The following is a 15,560-nucleotide window of genomic DNA, read 5'->3' on the forward strand; positions in this document are numbered from 1 at the left end:
GATTGTGGTGGCTGAGGCTCAGCGGTGGTCGACGGCGCGGGCGATGCGGTCGCCGATGAACTGGATGAGCGTGACGATGAGCACTAGCACGATGATGCAGGCGATCATCGTGTCCGCCTGGTAGCGGTTGTAGCCGTAGGAGATCGCCAGGGCACCGAGTCCGCCGCCGCCCACAGCACCAGCCATGGCGGTGTAGGACACCAGAGTCACCGAGGTGACCGTTGCGGCTCCGATCAGGCCCGGTTTGGCCTCGGGGACGTAGACCTGCCGGACCACCTGCCCGTGCGAGGCCCCCATCATCAATGCCGCCTCGACCTTGCCTTCCGAGACCTCACGCAGCGAGTTCTCGACCAGGCGGGCATAAAAGGGGATCGCGCCGATGGTCAGCGACACCACGGTCGCCTGCCACCCCAGGGCCGAACCCACGACGAAGCGGGCGAAGGGAATGAGGGCGATGATGAGGATGATGAAGGGAATCGAGCGGGTGACGTCGACGATGAAGGACAGCACTCGGTAGAGCACGGGACGCGCCTTGAGCCCGCCCTTCGAGGTCGTGAACAGCCAGATTCCCAGCGGCAGGCCGATGAGGACGGCGAGGCCTGTCGACCAAGCTGTCATCAGCAGGGTCTCGATGGTGGCGGGCAGCATCTGCTGCGTGATCGCCGGGTTATCGAACCATGTCGGATCGTTCATCAGGCTGCCTCCTCCGCATAGATTCCGTCTGCTTCCAAGGCGGTGATGAGCTCCTTCGACGCAGCAGCAGAGCGGACCGTGAAGCGGATCCGTCCGACCTGCTTGCCCTCGATGGTTTCGACGGCACCGGCGAGGATCGCTTCGGCACCGACTCCCACGGACTGGGCGCTGTTCAGGACCTTCGGCAGGCTGGTTCCGGCCAACGCAACCTCGACAAGGTTGGCCGACGTGCCTGCGGAACCCTTGACGGAATCCAGATCATCGAGACCGATGGGTGGAAGGGGGACGAGATCCTTGGCCAGGGTCGAGCCGGGCTCGGAGATCACCTCGGCGAGTTTGCCGGTCTTGGCCACCCGACCATCGGCGAGCAGCGTCACGGAGTCGCAGATCTCGCGGATGACGGACATCTCATGGGTGATGATGAGGACGGTGATGCCCAGGCGGTCGCGCAGTGAGCGGATGAGGCCCAGGATCTGGTCCGTCGTAGAGGCATCCAGCGCCGAGCTGGGCTCATCACACAGCAGAACCTTGGGTTCGGCGGCCAGCGCTCGGGCAATGCCCACGCGCTGTTTCTGTCCGCCGGAGAGCTGAGCAGGGTAGTTGTCGGCACGGTCGCCGAGGCCGACGATCTCGAGCAGTTCGCGTGCCTTGGCCAGACGTTCCTTCTTGGAGACTCCCGCGATTTCCAAGGGGTGGGCCACGTTCTTCAAAGCGGTGCGGGAGTCGAGGAGGTTCACGTGCTGGAAGACCATGCCGATGCTGCGGCGGGCCTCGCGCAGGCCCGAGCCGGACTGGTCGGAGATGTCGGTTCCGTCGATGGAGACAGTGCCGGAGCTGGGGGAATCGAGCCCGGTCAGGCAGCGGATGAGTGTGGACTTGCCGGCACCGGAACGGCCGACGATGCCGTGGATTTCACCGGCAGGGACCGACAGATCGATCTCTTCCAGGGCGACGGTGTCTCCGAACACCTTACGCAGACCGCGCAGCTCGATCACAGGCGTCTCCTCGTGTGGGTGGGGCAGGGGATGGGCAACTCGAACCTACGTTTCAGTAGGGCCGACGATTCAGCATGCCAAGGAGGTGGACGCGCCCAAGGCGCAGGCGTCATAAAAAGACGCATAAAGCAGGGTTTCGTGACCAAGGACACGCGCTAGGGGGAAGCAGTCCGGCTGAACCGGCCGGAGCCCTCGTACATCAAGGGTGCGGAGACAGACCCTAAAGGTATTTTGTCCGAGCTGCGTAGAGACCTAATGACCAACCCAAAGGGACGACTATCAAGGGCCCGCAGAATAGCCACGACATCATGGTCACGGCCCCGATGGTGATCCACCCGTCCTGTGCCTGCCTGGACCAAAGAGTCATCAGGATGCAGCCAATCAGCAATGCGATGGAAATTCCGCACACGATGAAATAGAAGATCCTGCCGACCGTTCCCCTGGGAATCAATGGTCTCTCCCTGTCCCTGATCTCTCTCGTGCCTATTTCTGCCATGTCTTCCAAAGCGAACAGTCGCCTTGTGTTGGGCACCCACCTCAGGTTAACGGCATGGGACTTCCTCGGCGGGGCGGGGAGTTGATTGCGGCGCGTGCCGAGTTGCGGACGATTCGTGTCGACTTTTCCGCGATGAATCGGCACGAATCGTCCGCAACTCGGAACCGCCCGCGATGAAAGAGGCCTCGCAGTGCGCCACCCGCGGTGAAGGGGCCTCGCGGAGAGCTGCCCGCGTGACGCCGTGACGGAAGGAGAAGGTGACGGGAACATGAACTCTGCCCGAAGCCGAGTAGTTGGTTCGGCTCAGTTCGCGTTCTCGTAACCTCATCGTCACTTCGCGCCCGTATCACTGAGGAGCTAAGGGTCATGGCCGCTTGTTGCTTCGGCAGTGCGTCGGGCCGAGGACGACGATGGGAACACCGCATGCTCGAGGACACCACCAGGATCGCTGCGATCGTACCCTGCCACAACGAGGAGATCACGGTGGCGACGGTGGTCCGCGACCTCAAGGCCGCCGTCCCGGGGATCACCGTCTACGTCTACGACAACTGCTCCAGCGACCGGACATCGCAGAGAGCCGACGAGGCGGGCGCGATCGTTCGTAAGGAGAATTCCCCGGGGAAAGGCAACGTCGTCAGGCGAGCCTTCGCCGATATCGACGCCGATATCTACGTGATGATCGACGGCGACGACACCTACGAGGCTTCACACCTGCCCGAGATGATCGAGACCCTGGTCTCCGGACCCTATGATCATGTGCTCGGTGTGCGCCAGGACAACCAGGAGTCCACCTCGTACCGGCCCGGGCATGAAGCCGGAAACATGATGTTCAACCGGCTCACCGGGTGGCTGTTCCAATCCCAGGTCTCCGACATGCTCTCCGGGTACCGGGTCTTCTCTCGCCGGTTCGTGAAGTCGTTTCCGGCGATCAGCAAGCGCTTCGAGATCGAGACGGAGCTGACCGTGCACATGATGTCGCTGCGTCTGCCCAGCACTGAGGTGCCCATCGACTTCCGCGACCGCCCCGATGGCAGTGAGTCCAAGCTCTCGACGTTCAAGGATGGGTTCCGCATCCTCGGACTCATCTCCGCTTTGGTCAGGCATGAGCGGCCGAGGCTGTTCTACGGGGTCATCACCACGATCCTGGCGCTCGCCTCCCTGCTGTTCGGCCTGCCCGTGGTGTGGGAGTTCTGGCAGACCGGTCTGGTGCCCAGGTTCCCCACAGCCATCCTCGCCACAGCTCTGATGGGGCTCGCGTTCCTGTTGGGCAGTGTGGGGCTGACGCTCGATGGTCTGCGCCGAGCCCGCCGCGAAACCTCTCGACTGGCCTACCTGGGGTTACCGGCGGTCAGCGTGCCGGAGGCGGGAGCCTCTGAGATAGGTGCCTCGGAGGTGGGAGCCTCGGAAGTCAGCCTGCCGGCAACCGGCACCTCGGAACTTGATCTGCCGCTTCAGACTCGCCGACAGTCGCCCGCAGCGAGGACCTCGCTCGCCTCATGACGGCACCGACACACCCGACACCAACGAAACCAACGAAGCCGCGAGGTTTCTTCGCCTCGGCGCTCGTCTGGGATGCCTTCCTCGCGCTGCTGACTCTCGTACCTGCACTGTTCTTCATTGCACTGTTCTTGCCTGGGCGAGCCAATGTCGACATCGGCAACCAGTATGCCCAAGCCACGGGCGATATCCCGTTCTCCGACTGGCACCCACCGATCATGAGCGCTGTGTGGCGCGTCCTCATCGGCTTCACCGGGGAAGCAGGCAGCCTGTTCGTCCTCCAAGCAGCGATTCTGGTTCTGGCCTGTTGGAGCCTCGGCGTGATCGTGCACCGGTGGGGTGCACCTCGGTGGGTGTCGCTGGGCGGGCCGGCGATCATGGCCACACCGTGGGCCGTGTCGCAGATGACGACGATGTGGAAAGACACGCAGATGGCCGTGGCCATACTGCTGGCCGTCGTCCTCCTCATCATCACCCGCTTCGTCCCGAAGACCTGGCTGCTCTGGATTCCCGCGCTGGTGCTGCTCGTCTATGCGTTCGGGCTGCGGAAGAACGCCATCTTCGCCATCGTGCCGATCGCTGTCTATATCGGATATCTGTTGGTCAAGAGGGTGCGCAGCAGTCGCCGCTTCGCAAAGTTTGCGGGACGGTTTGGTGCACCGTCCGACATGCGACGAGTGCTGGCGACAGCGGTGGCCTCACTGCTCGTCCTCGTTGTCCTTGGCGCGGGCCTGAAAGCCACGGATGCGGCAATCGGATCGCAGGAGGACGTGCAGGCCACCGGTCAGGTCTCGCAGATCTTCCTCGACGATGTCATGTTCTCCGTACCCAACAGCGAGCTGCAGTCCTCGGATGCCCCGGCCGAGCTCAAGCACAAGATCAGCACGGCCCGCGACAAATGCCTGAAGAAGGGCGAGATCTGGGACGCCTACTGGAACTGCTACGGCAAAGGCGCCACAGGGGAGCCGTTCTCACCGATCGCCTACCAAGAGGAACTGAAGAGCCTGTGGCTGAGCGAAGTGATCACCCACCCCGTCCGCTATGTCGAGTACCGGGCCGCGGTGTTCTCCTTCTACTTCTTCACCTCGGCCGTGGAATACTGGCCGGCCGATTGGCACTATGACGCGGCGAAGGTCGGCCTCGAACAGGGTAATGACAAGGCCGACTACATCGTCCAGCCCTATGTCGAAGACTTTGCACTCGACACCTTCCCGATGCTGTTCAAGCCTTGGTTCTGGACCCTTCTCGCCGGCCTTCTCTTGGCCTTCGGGTACCGAGCTCGAGGACGGTCGCAAGGGCCCCTGCGACAGACGCTTGCGTCCCAGCGAGGATCACACTCGTCCCAGGTCCCGGCTGGGAAGCGAACCTTCTGGCCCGAGATCACGATGCTGGCCACCTCGGCGCTGTTCTATGTGTTCGGGTATTTCCCCATCGTCCCGTCGAACCATTTCCGGTACACGTTCTGGCCAGCGCTCGCCGTGACCACGGCGTCGCTGTTCGCCTTGGCGATGTGGCGGACCCGAAGAGTCCCGGCAGTCACGAAGGCTTCGGCGCCGAGGGAAGAGCTGGCTGTATCGGACCCAGCTGAGGTCCCGAAGTCCTCGGCGCCGGGGAAGACCCCGTGATCGCCGGGCACGCCGCGATCGGGAGCATTCAGCGAGTGCGAAACCGGGCCGTTTAGACTCGATAACTGTAATGAAAGAGTCTTTATCGGCCCGTATGCGGCGCCTCGCAGCCGAAGCGTTCAAGTTTCTCACTGTCGGTGGTTTGGGATACATCGTCGACGTGGGACTCTCCAACCTTCTCGCTTACGGATTGGGATCGATCTCTCCGCTCCTCGAGGGCAGCCCGATCAAGGCCAAGATCGTCTCCACCATCGTCTCAATGGCCGTCGTGTGGATGGGCAACAGGCTCTGGACCTACGGGGACCGGACCACCGGCTCGAACCTGCGTGGCATCTCGCTCTTCATCGCCGTCAACATGGCCGGAATGATCATCACCGTCATCCCACTGGGCGTGACCTGGTACCTCCTCGACATGCGCGACCAGCTGACCTACAACATCTCGACGAACATCATCGGCATCGGCCTGGCCATGATCTTCCGCTTCTACGCCTACCGAACATGGGTGTTCAAAGAAACATCGCCTGACGCCGAGGTGGTCGTTGAGATGGATGAGCCCAGCACAGTTCCCGACGACCGGGACTGACCCACCCCACTGTTCGTCTGCGTGCCCGGCGACAGCGCCGGAGCACCGCAGGCTTCCTGGCGGCAGCGCCGGTTCCACACCGACTTCCTCGAGACCACGCCGGAGCTTCGAAACCCGTATGTGTGCTCCGTGGTCTCGGAGCTCCACCCGTGCCGCGACGTGTGGGCTGCTGTCTGGCGCCGTGCGGCGGAACGGCTGGGACCAGCAGGAGCGGAAAATTCAGCGTGCGTACCGCAGTTTTCTGTAGGCGCGCACGACTGGGGCCGGTGCCATGGTGCGCAGTTCGGCGCGGATGAGCAGACGCTTCTGCTTCCATACAGCACTGCGGCGATTCGGCAGCTGGCCTGCTCGGGCACGTGTGGCCAGCAGCTCCAGATGGTCACGGAGTCTGCCGTCGTCGGAGTGGAAGTAGTTCTGTGCCAACCACGCCGAGGTGGGGAAGCCGATGGACCCGGCGGCCACTTCGGCGAGGGTGCCGGTGGCTCCGGAATCGGTGAATGCCTCGTTGAGCAGGTTGCGATCGAATCCGAAGTCGGAGATCAGCAGTGTGGGGATGCCACGGTCGAAAGCCTCCAGTGCCGCCGTCGATGACACGGTCACCAAAGCAGCACCGGGCACGAGGAATTCGTCGAGGGGACCATAGCCGAGGCCGATGAGATCGGCGCCGGGAACCTCCTGGCCACGCAGCGACTCGAGAATGTCGTAGTACGAATGCAGCTCATGATGCGTCTCGTGCTCACCGGGGCGTGATCGCATCTTGATGATCACACTCGACTCTCTGTGGCGAGAGGCAAAATCCGCGAGAGCGCGAACGATCGCCTCACGGTCATCCAACGATTCGGGCACCTTGGCCTGCGGGGCGAACACGAGAGTCCGGGGGAGCGCGGCGCGTGTGTTGGACTCGGTGCTGTCCGTCGTGGCTGAATCGGAGCTGGCAGCAGTCGCGGCAAGCTGGGGGATCCCAGCTGAGCGCAGCATCGGCAGGCGGGCCAGGAAGATCTCGCAGGGCACCTGCGTGAGCGCGCTGACCTCGGTGTATTGGGCCACCTCGGCGAAGGAATGGGTGATGAACGCATCCATCAGCCGGCGATAATTCATGCCCTTTTTGCTGGCTGGAAGCCCCATCCCGGGAAGCCCTGACACCAGAGCCGGGCGGTACTCGTGCAGGTGAGCGGTGAGGAAGAGCTGGGCGACGATCGGGCCGGTTGCCGCGCCGAGCACGATGTCGGCGAGATGGTCGGTGATGATGTGGGCCAGGTCGGCACGAGTCACGACGGGGATGTTGCGACCGGCCCAGGAGCTGCCGGCGATGGCGTGGGTGACCTGCTCACGGGTGGGCAGGATCGGGCTGTCGATGAGGTAGACGTGGGCCTCGACACCGGGCAGAGAACTCAGCAGCTGGGTCGCCCATTTGAGGTAGGACTCGGAGTCGGAGACCGAGACAATGCGGATCGGGTCGCTGATGGGAGACGGATCCGCAGCTGATGCTGGACTCGCCTGCGGCGGGGGTGGTTCAGGAGTCGACATCTGCCTTGACCGATTGGGCGTTGAGGGACTTACGCAGACTATCGGCAGAGGCACCGGTCCACCATTCAGCGGGAATCTCGGTGACGGCGATCGTGACGTCCGGGTTCAGGGTTGCCAGGGAGATCGCTGCGGTGCTGGGCAGGCTGCGGATGGTGGAGTTCGGGGGCAGATTGACCAGGCGCAGCTCGATCGGGAGACCGACGTGCTTGATGCGCACACGCTCGTCACGGCCGAGCTCGGCGAGGAATTCCTCGGTCTCGCGGCGGTGCGGATAGTAGGTGATGGGACCCTCGGCCATGAGCGATTCGAGCCAGGCGCGGTAGGAGTCTGCGTGGATGAGTCCGTCGGCGACGAGTGCCGAGCCGATGACCGGGTTGTCTCTGGGGTGGCTGCCGCCGGTGGGCAGAGTCTGCAGGTGTTCGAACTTGTGGCGGGTGATCTCCGCCCCTGATTTGAGGAAGGCCTTGCGCATGGTCTTCGACACCGGCAGTGCGGTGTGCCAGCGCAGCTTTCCGGCCGGAGCCAGGCCGCGCAGACGGTCCGCGACGTGTGCGGCCATGATTGCTCGCGAGGCCTTGAGCTTCTGCCGCGGCCGTACCAGAGGCCCGCGCTTGGCAGTGAGGATGTCGATGGTCGAATAGGTGGCCAGACCGTCATCGAGGATGACGACCTCGGGCATGCGACGTTCCAGGTAGGCCATCGCGATCGCTTTGTGGACCTGTCCGGAACAGGCATCACCGATGTAGATGCGATCGAAGTTGTGCTTACGCAGGACTCCCGGTTTGGCCCCGACTCGTTCGAGGGAGACGTTCTTCGGCAGCCAAGCGGAGTCGAAGGCGTCGAGGAACGAGGTCATGCCCTTAGCATTGGCACGGGCCCGAATCCGCAGGTGCTCGGCCGGGTCGTGGGCCTCGAGCGCGGACAGGAACTGCAGAGGAGACTCGACGAAGGCGATCGAGGCCAGCCGAACCTTCGGTGTCTTCTGTAGGGCATTGCGCAGTTCAGGAGTTTCTGCATCCTTCGTGACAGTCATGGTGACCTCGTCTTTCTTCGGGTCTGACTTCTTCTTGTCTGATTGTTCTATCGTCGAGTCCATCTCAACGGAGTCGTTCTCAGCGGGTTCCTTCGCCGCAGGTTCCTTCTCAGCCATCATCGGTTCGGCTCCGACTTCAGCTTTGCACCCAGCTTCGAACTCAGTGTCGACTTCACCTTCGGGACGAGCTTCGGGCCGTCGATGGAGATTCCGTAGCTCTTCAGAGTGTGCTGAGCCCGCTTTGCCTGCGTGCGCAGACGTCGCTTGGCCGAGCTGAGCCCCTTGCGAGGCGGGGAGATCTCCAACTGTCCGGGCAGATCCAGCTTCGAGAGTCGCTTGCGTTTGAAGTACTTCATGTCCTCCCCGCCGACGGCCGATTCGAGGAAGTCGATCGCGTTTCCGCGCAGGTAGGAGGCCGTCTCGGACTGCATGCAATAGGTGACCGCATCGATGAGAGGCCCGAGGTCCTTCGTGCCGGCAGGGCGCGTGCCGGCGGACAGCGTGCCGGACGACGCGTTCGCGGGTGGATCAGCCACCTCGGCGAGGTCACCGGGCAGAACATATCCGCCCGTATGCAGGGCATCGACGATGGTCAGCGGGATCCGGTTGCTGTTCTGGTACGGGGCCACGACCTCCAGCATCATCGAGGTGCCGCTGGCGGCCGTGGCGGTCCCGAACAGTGCCCGTGCGGTCGCGAGCCCCGTCGAATAGCAGGACACGACGAGCTGTGGCCGGGTGGTGGCGATGACGATCTCGGCCAGCAGCGGCACGTCGGCGAGGACGAATTCCAATCCCAGCTCATGGCTGCGCTTGCGCAACGGTTCGATAGTCGTCCGCGCCGAGGTGGGGTGCGGTTTGAAGATCACAGTGGACAGCCCGCGTGCTTTGACCTCATCGATCATCTGCAGGTGCAGATCCAGCTCTTCCTCAGCGGTGATGAGATCGATCTGAGCCAGGTACTGGCCCAGGACCATTCCGGCGTCGGGGATCGGATCGGCGAGGTTCGCCGCCGCCAACTCCGGAGCCACCTCGGCGGCCATGTCATCGATGACCGACTTCAGATCCGCGGCTGGCAGGACCACTCGATCGGGGGAGTGCTCTGCCAGCTGACGTGGGGTGATGCCCGGCAGGAGGTCCGTGTAGTAGATCGTCGAGAGCCGCTGGTACTGCGGCAGGGACAGCGGATTGCGGATGGGACCGTAGCTCATCAGCCCATCGGAGTGCACTGAGATCCTCGCCGTGGTGAAGATCTGGGTGAGCACACCGGCCGGATGACCGGGCAGGGACTCGACGATGAGATCGATGGGCTCGTCATCGGCGATCGCCCAACCCGAGCGCAGCGACCTCTGCATGATGGGTGCACGTTCACCGGAGATGCCGAAGGTCTTCGGGTGGTTGGGCCAGATGGTGGAGTTCCAGTCGATGATGAGATCGAAGTGGGTCAGCAGGCCAGCCGATCCGGGCATGTCATCGGCGGCCGGCGTCAGCTCGGGGGCGAAGGAGTTGTTGGCGATGACGAGGATCCGCCGCTCATTCGCCTCACCGAGGTGTCCGGCGCGGATCAGGGCAACGATGTTCGCGAGCTGGTACTGGGTGGAGATCTGGATGATCTGGGTCATCAGCGGGCCCTCCTGACGATCGACTCGATCACGGGCAGTCGGTGCTCCCCGTAGTTGTGCAGGGCCTGGTCGATGATGTCGTTGTCGATGCCCTGCAAGGTGTTCACCGCGCCGAGGTTGAGCTTCGACCTGACCTCGTGGTTCATCGAGGAGCCGCGGTTGTGGATCTGGAAGTAGAGGATGGAGAGGAAGTTGCGGACGGCTTTGCGTTCGAAGCGACGGAGCTCCGGCTTCTCCTCGAGCATTGCGAACACGGAGCGGAAGGCGGGGATGAAGTCCAATTGGCGTTCGTCGAAGATCGCCGTCAACGAGGTGGCGCTGCCCTTGCGATAGCACAGGCCGGCGGTGTCGACGACGGCGAAGCTGTCGGTCTCGAGGTGGTGGCGCCAGGTCCAGGGGCGATCCTCGCAGGTGCGCAGGGCCGGGTTGAACTCGAGCAGGCCCCGCTGCGCCATGGACCGGGAGTAGATGCCGGTCCAGCACTCGGGGAAGTCGACCATCGTCGAGGCATCGTGGGGGAGGATGAAGTCCCTGGGGTTGAGTGCCGTGTTGTGGGTGAGGCAGGGGGCCGTGCGCAGTCTGCGTTTGAACCCGTTGACGATGAGGTAGTTGGTCTTGACGAAGTCCACGCCCAGACCGGTGATCGAATCCGTCAGGGAGCGCAGATGGCCCGGGGCGTACCAGTCGTCGCCGTCGAGGTAGGTGATCGTCTCACCTGTGGCGGCTTCCAGCGCGGTGTTGCGTGCCGTGGAGACGCCGCGTGACTCTGTGTTGTGGATGGTCACGAGGTTGAGCCGGTCGGCGAATTCGGCAACGACTCCCGCGGTGTCATCGGTGGACCCGTCGTTGACGACGATGACTTCCAGTTCGTCACGGGTGAAGCGCTGGTTGACCAGGCTCTGCAGGCTCCCGCCGATCGTTTCCTCGGCGTTCTTCGCAGCGATGATGACACTGACGACTGGGACTGTCATTGGGTCCTTTCGCGGTGGTGCTCTTCTGTCATGGAGTTCGTCGCGTGCGCTGGTGCATGCACGTGTTCTCCTGTGCGGACGGGCTGTGTGGTTCGCATTCGATTGATCGTAGAATTCCTAAGCGAACGGTGGGTTGCGCCGAGGTTGACGGTTCAGACAGCGCGAATTCACCCGGCGTTCGCTTGCCGCCCACAGTCACGTTGTCGACCACTCATAACCTGATGTGATGCCGAACCTGAAGCTGTTCCACTTCGACATCCCGACCTGGGGAAACTATGGCGACAAGGCACTGTTCCCCGTTGTCAGGGACGCATTCCGAGTGATGGGGTCTGGTGGGTTGGCTGGCTCAGGTTCCGCGGAGCAGTCGGTCGGTGAGGTCGATTTCACCTCGGCGGCGGCACTGCGACGCGAGGTGGACATGGCCCTCGTCGAGCGAATCAACGCGCGGGCCGATGCTGTGGTCATCGGCGGTGGCGGGCTGTTCCTCCAAGACACGAACCCGAACCGCCTGTCGGGATGGCAGTGGAAGATCTTCGCCGAGGCGCTCGCCGCCATCGAGGTGCCGTTGATCGTCTATGCGCTCGGCGACAACCGGTTCCCCGGCCAGCCCGAGTTCGACGAACTGATGCGCACCCATGTCAGCCAGGTCCTCGACCAGTCCGTCTTCTTCGGCCTGCGCAACACCGGCAGCATCGAGACGATGACGCGGTTCCTGGGCGCGGACGGCAGTTACGATCGGCGACTGCCGAATCAGGCACTGGCCGCGGGCCTTGCGTCCGAATCCCAGGTGGGGCCAATCTCTCGTTCGAATGCGATCCGGTTCCATCCGTGTCCGACGACCATCGCAGGTCTGCTCTACGAGCCCTTGATCGACCGCCGCCCCGATCCGAGCAAGAAGGTCCTGGCGATCCAGATGCTCGTCCACCCACGCCAGCAGGCCGCAGGCTTTGACGTCGAGGTGATCCACCGTGCCACGATCAATGCCGCCCGCATGCTCGTGGCCAGAGGGTGGACCATTCTCAGTGCTCCCTTTCATCCCGATGACGCCGAGGTGTCGGCACAGTTGGTCGCCGAGGTGCCCGAGGTCAAGGAGGTCAGACTGCATGGCTCCGACGTCGGGTTCTTCGCCGGCTTTGACCTGTTCGCCTCCATTCCTTATGTGCTCGGTGGTCGCGGCCACGCACAGATGATTCCCTTCGGAGTCGGTTCGATCCCGATCTCCTTGGACTTGCATGCCAAGCTCGGCTACTTCGCTGAAGATATCGGGCATCCTGAACTCGTGGTGCCGGTGGGGCCCGAGGGCATGGCGTCGGAGAGCGCGACTACGGAAGTCGGTGGCGCAGGCATCACCGGCACCGACGCCGCTGACTGCGGTCCCCAAGATGTGGCTCAGCGAGCTCACGCACTGGCCCAGCGGATCGTCGATACGATCGAGCAGGCTCACGCACAGGGCAACGACCTGCAGGACGACTTGATGTCGACTCGACAGGACTTCCACGACATCACTCGAAACAACCATGCAGTGATCCACCATCGACTGCGACCTGGGTCGAGCCCCGTCGCGACGGGAACGGCTGCTGGGCAGTCGACCGGTCCCGAGAGACTGCGCACCTCTGCCGACATCCGAGCCGAGGAATTCCACCTCACGGCGGTGGCCGAAGCCGAGGAATTCAGTGCCGTACAGACGCGCGAGCTCACAAAAGTCCACCGCGAGCACAAGAAGAAACTAGAAGACGTTGCCACTCACAGCAAGGCCCTCGAAACAGAACGCGAGAGCCTTCGAACGGAGCTCAAGCACCAGGAAACCCAGCTCGAGCGACAGTCTGCAGAGCTTGACGCCCGAACCACGGAACTCGCCGCTCAGACTGCGGAGAGGGACCGCCACGCCGCCACTTCCGCCGGACTGCGGAAACAGCTCGAGGAGTCCGAGGTTCGGCTCAAGGCGGTCAACGACCGTACTGCCACCGCCGAGGCGAAGGTCCTCATCGACAAGACGGCGCATGGGGTGGCGTGGAGAGCTCGGCGAATCAGGCGCGCATTCAAACGCTGAATCGAAGCGCATGCAGTGGAGAAGCCGGAGTCGCGTGGACTGTTACGGTGGGAGCAAGATGCCTGGTCTGAGTCGCTGTGTTTGATGTGGCGAACGGTACGAATGTTGGCAAGTACCTGGCGCAACTGTGAGGAGCCGAATGCGTAAACATATCGTTTTGATACTGCTTATGGTCGCTGCGTTCTTGCCTATCGTCGGAACCAGCCCGTGGTTTGCACCCTATGCTGCGTGGCTGTGGTGCGTGGGATTGCTGTTAGCCGCCATCGCTATTGTGATCGCTATTGGTCGCGAGAGACGGCGAAGGCGGACGATCGCTGCTAACCCCTTACTTTAGTGGCTCGAAGTAGATGTGAGTGAAGATCTGATCTCAAGATGCCAGCTTCGAGTAGACACCGGGCCCTGTATTTCGTGAGGTCCCGGAATTCCGGCGCTGACTTACACTCCTATTTACACAGACCCCGATACCGACGTGCGGAAATGACCATGGCCCCACCACCTCGGCGAGATGATGCGGCCACGGTAGATGCAGCTCGGGAGCCAGTTGCCGAGGCGCCCAAGGTAGGGGACCTCCATTTAGCTATTCGCGAAGCTCTCCCCACGCGAAAGTAGTTTCGGCTATTTCGGATTGAAGCTGTTCGTAGAACCGCTGTTTGGCCTCTTCTAACGATTCAGTGATGTACGAGTCCGAAACGAGTACTCGAATTCTCTCACCGCGAACGCAGAATCGTCCCCAGAGCATGCGTAAATTGGGGCCGTCGGACTCGATTGAGACTCCGTCAAGCTCTCCCTCTTTGAGGAGACGTTGCAACGCTGGAAATACGATCTCGTCTATCCGATCGATATTCCACTGATTTGGTGCTGGGGTTTCCATGCCTCGCTCTTCATTTTGGCTGTTCGTCTTTGAAGATTCTTAGTGATCCAGGATCTTCACGAAGGTCCCATTTCAGGGTGCAGTCCAAGTCGCCGCATCCGGTGTGCTTCTCATCGGCATCAATGACCTGTGTGACTATATCGTCTGGAGCCGTGCAAACCTGACTCTGGAACGGTCCCACCATCTCAGCGAGGGAACACGACAACGACCCCACCACCTCGGCGAGGTGATGGGGCCGTGATCAGCTGACCAGATCGATGCACGATCAGGTCAGACGCTGACCTTGCGCAGCGAATCGAACTTCGACTCTTCGCCTGGCATGACGTGCTTCTTGCCGTCACCAAAGGCGGTTTCGAGGACGCGCACACCCTTCGAGGTTCTCATTTGGGTGTGAACTCAAGGCTTGATGTTTAAACTAGATCGCTTGCCATATTCAGGAGATTTAAAAGGACAGGGGAATTGTGCTCAAATCGCATATAAATCCTGATAGCGTCGGTTGTGCGAGAGTACTTCCGAGGGTGAGGAAATTAGGATGTCACAGCCCCAAACAGCAACCAGCAGACCTGATGAACACGATAGCGACGAGGTCACTCGTTCGGGTACCTGGCTACTTTTTGATGCTCAGTGTTCGACGTGCGCCCAAATCTCGCAGAAGCTTGAAGAAGCCACGAAAGGACAGCTGGCGGTGCTCCCGTTGGATTCCGCTTTTGCACTTAAAGCCAGACGAGAAGTATTTGGGGAGGATGCGCCTCACAAGCCCACCCTACTTAAAGTAACTCAGGGTGAGCCTCGGTGCTGGGTAGGCCCAAGGATCGCACCACTTATTGCGCGAGAAATCGGCATGGAAGCCTCAGTTCGGGTTCTGAAGATTTTGGGCATCGAAAGGTCCGGACACGCTCACGATAAGAGTCAGGGCGAAGCTAGGACCCTCTCGCGACGTGGGTTTGGGCAGATCGCCGCAGGGGTTGCCGCTACGGTCGGGATTTTTGCCACCGGTACTTTCGCGGGCGTGCGCCCTGCCTCTGCTGCAGAGTCACCTGTGAAGTCCGTATCCTACGCTTCGCGGCCCAAGGTCGCGGAGCTGATTTCTGATGCACTCAAGAGCGAAGACTTTCTCAGTATCGCTGACTCAGAGGATGTAGAGCTCGTGAAGTCGAGTTCGCCACAAGCTGTCGATGAGCTCACCGAATCGCAGTTCCAGTTGTCGACGTCGGGTGCGCTTTCGACGTACAGTTCGAGTATGCCAGTCGCGCAGGCCGCGATGAAGAACATGAAGGACGGGCGGGTCGTCGACACGCTTACTGTCACCATCGAAGACGCGAAGGTGATGTATGTTATCAACTTCAACAAAGATGGGCCTGAGACCGAGATTAGCCTCGGGGTTTCATGATTAGGGTCTGCCAGATGCCGGACCGACAAGAAGAAAGTGCTCCTGACCAGGGATAATGGTGTTTGCGATGACAACATCAATCTACTAAAAAGGAGCACTCTCAGAGTGAAGCCTACCCGCACCTATCCCCGCCTGCACATCGATACCGCACCCAGCAATGCCCTCGGCCAGGCCGGCGGCCTCCTGCTCACCGAAACCGTGCACACCAGC

The 15,560-nt window shown here is 62.0% G+C and carries 11 protein-coding genes and 1 pseudogene; 5 read left to right on the forward strand and 7 right to left on the reverse strand.

Features of this window, described 5'->3' with window-relative positions; all coding sequences use genetic code 11:
• Window positions 1-18: 18 nt before the first annotated feature.
• Together BSP239C_RS19115 and BSP239C_RS19120 are read right to left on the reverse strand one after the other, a co-directional pair.
• Window positions 19-693, reverse strand: a complete 675-nt coding sequence (locus BSP239C_RS19115) for a methionine ABC transporter permease (RefSeq protein ID WP_096147151.1) — start codon at window positions 691-693, stop codon at window positions 19-21.
• Window positions 693-1,688 (reverse strand): methionine ABC transporter ATP-binding protein, encoded by a 996-nt coding sequence (locus BSP239C_RS19120; protein WP_101574931.1) that lies wholly within the window; start codon window positions 1,686-1,688, stop codon window positions 693-695. Before BSP239C_RS19120 ends, BSP239C_RS19115 begins: the two co-directional genes overlap by 1 nt.
• Window positions 1,689-2,607: 919 nt before the next feature.
• Here BSP239C_RS19120 and BSP239C_RS21460 point away from each other — a divergent pair.
• Window positions 2,608-3,084, forward strand: a pseudogene (locus tag BSP239C_RS21460) (glycosyltransferase family 2 protein); the annotation flags it as partial.
• A gap of 438 nt (window positions 3,085-3,522) precedes the next feature.
• Here the strand turns inward: BSP239C_RS21460 and BSP239C_RS21465 are convergent.
• Window positions 3,523-3,651 carry a pentapeptide repeat-containing protein gene (locus BSP239C_RS21465; protein WP_101574942.1) on the reverse strand — a complete coding sequence of 43 codons (129 nt, stop codon included), beginning with the start codon at window positions 3,649-3,651 and terminating at the stop codon, window positions 3,523-3,525.
• 29 nt (window positions 3,652-3,680) lie between these two features.
• On the opposite strand from BSP239C_RS21465, the gene BSP239C_RS19140 reads away from it, so the two are divergent.
• Together BSP239C_RS19140 and BSP239C_RS19145 are read left to right on the forward strand one after the other, a co-directional pair.
• The gene (locus tag BSP239C_RS19140) at window positions 3,681-5,306 is read left to right on the forward strand and encodes a hypothetical protein (RefSeq protein WP_101574933.1); all 1,626 of its coding nucleotides are present in this window, start codon (window positions 3,681-3,683) and stop codon (window positions 5,304-5,306) included.
• A gap of 70 nt (window positions 5,307-5,376) precedes the next feature.
• The gene (locus BSP239C_RS19145) at window positions 5,377-5,889 is read left to right on the forward strand and encodes a GtrA family protein (protein ID WP_240513617.1); all 513 of its coding nucleotides are present in this window, start codon (window positions 5,377-5,379) and stop codon (window positions 5,887-5,889) included.
• Window positions 5,890-6,108: 219 nt separating this feature from the next.
• Here the strand turns inward: BSP239C_RS19145 and BSP239C_RS19150 are convergent, their stop codons facing one another.
• The 4 genes from BSP239C_RS19150 to BSP239C_RS19165 are packed head-to-tail and all read right to left on the reverse strand — an operon-like array spanning window position 6,109 to window position 11,039.
• Window positions 6,109-7,416, reverse strand: coding sequence for a DUF6716 putative glycosyltransferase (locus tag BSP239C_RS19150; RefSeq protein ID WP_257930293.1), 1,308 nt, complete (start codon window positions 7,414-7,416; stop codon window positions 6,109-6,111).
• Window positions 7,403-8,569 carry a hypothetical protein gene (locus BSP239C_RS19155; protein ID WP_257930294.1) on the reverse strand — a complete coding sequence of 389 codons (1,167 nt, stop codon included), beginning with the start codon at window positions 8,567-8,569 and terminating at the stop codon, window positions 7,403-7,405. The genes BSP239C_RS19150 and BSP239C_RS19155 overlap by 14 nt, the downstream gene beginning before the upstream one ends.
• Window positions 8,566-10,068: a polysialyltransferase family glycosyltransferase gene (locus BSP239C_RS19160; protein WP_101574934.1), complete on the reverse strand. Its 1,503-nt coding sequence runs from the start codon at window positions 10,066-10,068 to the stop codon at window positions 8,566-8,568. The genes BSP239C_RS19155 and BSP239C_RS19160 overlap by 4 nt, the downstream gene beginning before the upstream one ends.
• Window positions 10,068-11,039, reverse strand: coding sequence for a glycosyltransferase family 2 protein (locus tag BSP239C_RS19165; RefSeq protein ID WP_101574935.1), 972 nt, complete (start codon window positions 11,037-11,039; stop codon window positions 10,068-10,070). Before BSP239C_RS19165 ends, BSP239C_RS19160 begins: the two co-directional genes overlap by 1 nt.
• Window positions 11,040-11,265: 226 nt before the next feature.
• Here BSP239C_RS19165 and BSP239C_RS19170 point away from each other — a divergent pair, with 226 nt between their 5' ends.
• Window positions 11,266-13,089, forward strand: coding sequence for a polysaccharide pyruvyl transferase family protein (locus tag BSP239C_RS19170; protein WP_101574936.1), 1,824 nt, complete (start codon window positions 11,266-11,268; stop codon window positions 13,087-13,089).
• A 1,403-nt stretch (window positions 13,090-14,492) separates the two neighbouring features.
• The gene (locus BSP239C_RS20570; RefSeq protein ID WP_145997503.1) at window positions 14,493-15,350 is read left to right on the forward strand and encodes a hypothetical protein; all 858 of its coding nucleotides are present in this window, start codon (window positions 14,493-14,495) and stop codon (window positions 15,348-15,350) included.
• Window positions 15,351-15,560: the final 210 nt, after the last annotated feature.

Source organism: Brevibacterium sp. 239c (genome assembly GCF_900169365.1).
In the GTDB taxonomy this organism is placed as follows: Bacteria; Actinomycetota; Actinomycetes; order Actinomycetales; family Brevibacteriaceae; genus Brevibacterium.

Bases quoted from the DNA above. Each gene is read 5' to 3' on its own strand.
- BSP239C_RS19115 (WP_096147151.1), bottom strand. From the start codon at position 693: ATGAACGATCCGACATGGTTCGATAACCCGGCGATCACGCAGCAGATG.
- BSP239C_RS19140 (WP_101574933.1), top strand. From the start codon at position 3,681: ATGACGGCACCGACACACCCGACACCAACGAAACCAACGAAGCCGCGA.
- BSP239C_RS19145 (WP_240513617.1), top strand. From the start codon at position 5,377: ATGAAAGAGTCTTTATCGGCCCGTATGCGGCGCCTCGCAGCCGAAGCG.
- BSP239C_RS19150 (WP_257930293.1), bottom strand. From the start codon at position 7,416: ATGTCGACTCCTGAACCACCCCCGCCGCAGGCGAGTCCAGCATCAGCT.
- BSP239C_RS19155 (WP_257930294.1), bottom strand. From the start codon at position 8,569: ATGATGGCTGAGAAGGAACCTGCGGCGAAGGAACCCGCTGAGAACGAC.
- BSP239C_RS19160 (WP_101574934.1), bottom strand. From the start codon at position 10,068: ATGACCCAGATCATCCAGATCTCCACCCAGTACCAGCTCGCGAACATC.
- BSP239C_RS19165 (WP_101574935.1), bottom strand. From the start codon at position 11,039: ATGACAGTCCCAGTCGTCAGTGTCATCATCGCTGCGAAGAACGCCGAG.
- BSP239C_RS19170 (WP_101574936.1), top strand. From the start codon at position 11,266: ATGCCGAACCTGAAGCTGTTCCACTTCGACATCCCGACCTGGGGAAAC.
- BSP239C_RS20570 (WP_145997503.1), top strand. From the start codon at position 14,493: ATGTCACAGCCCCAAACAGCAACCAGCAGACCTGATGAACACGATAGC.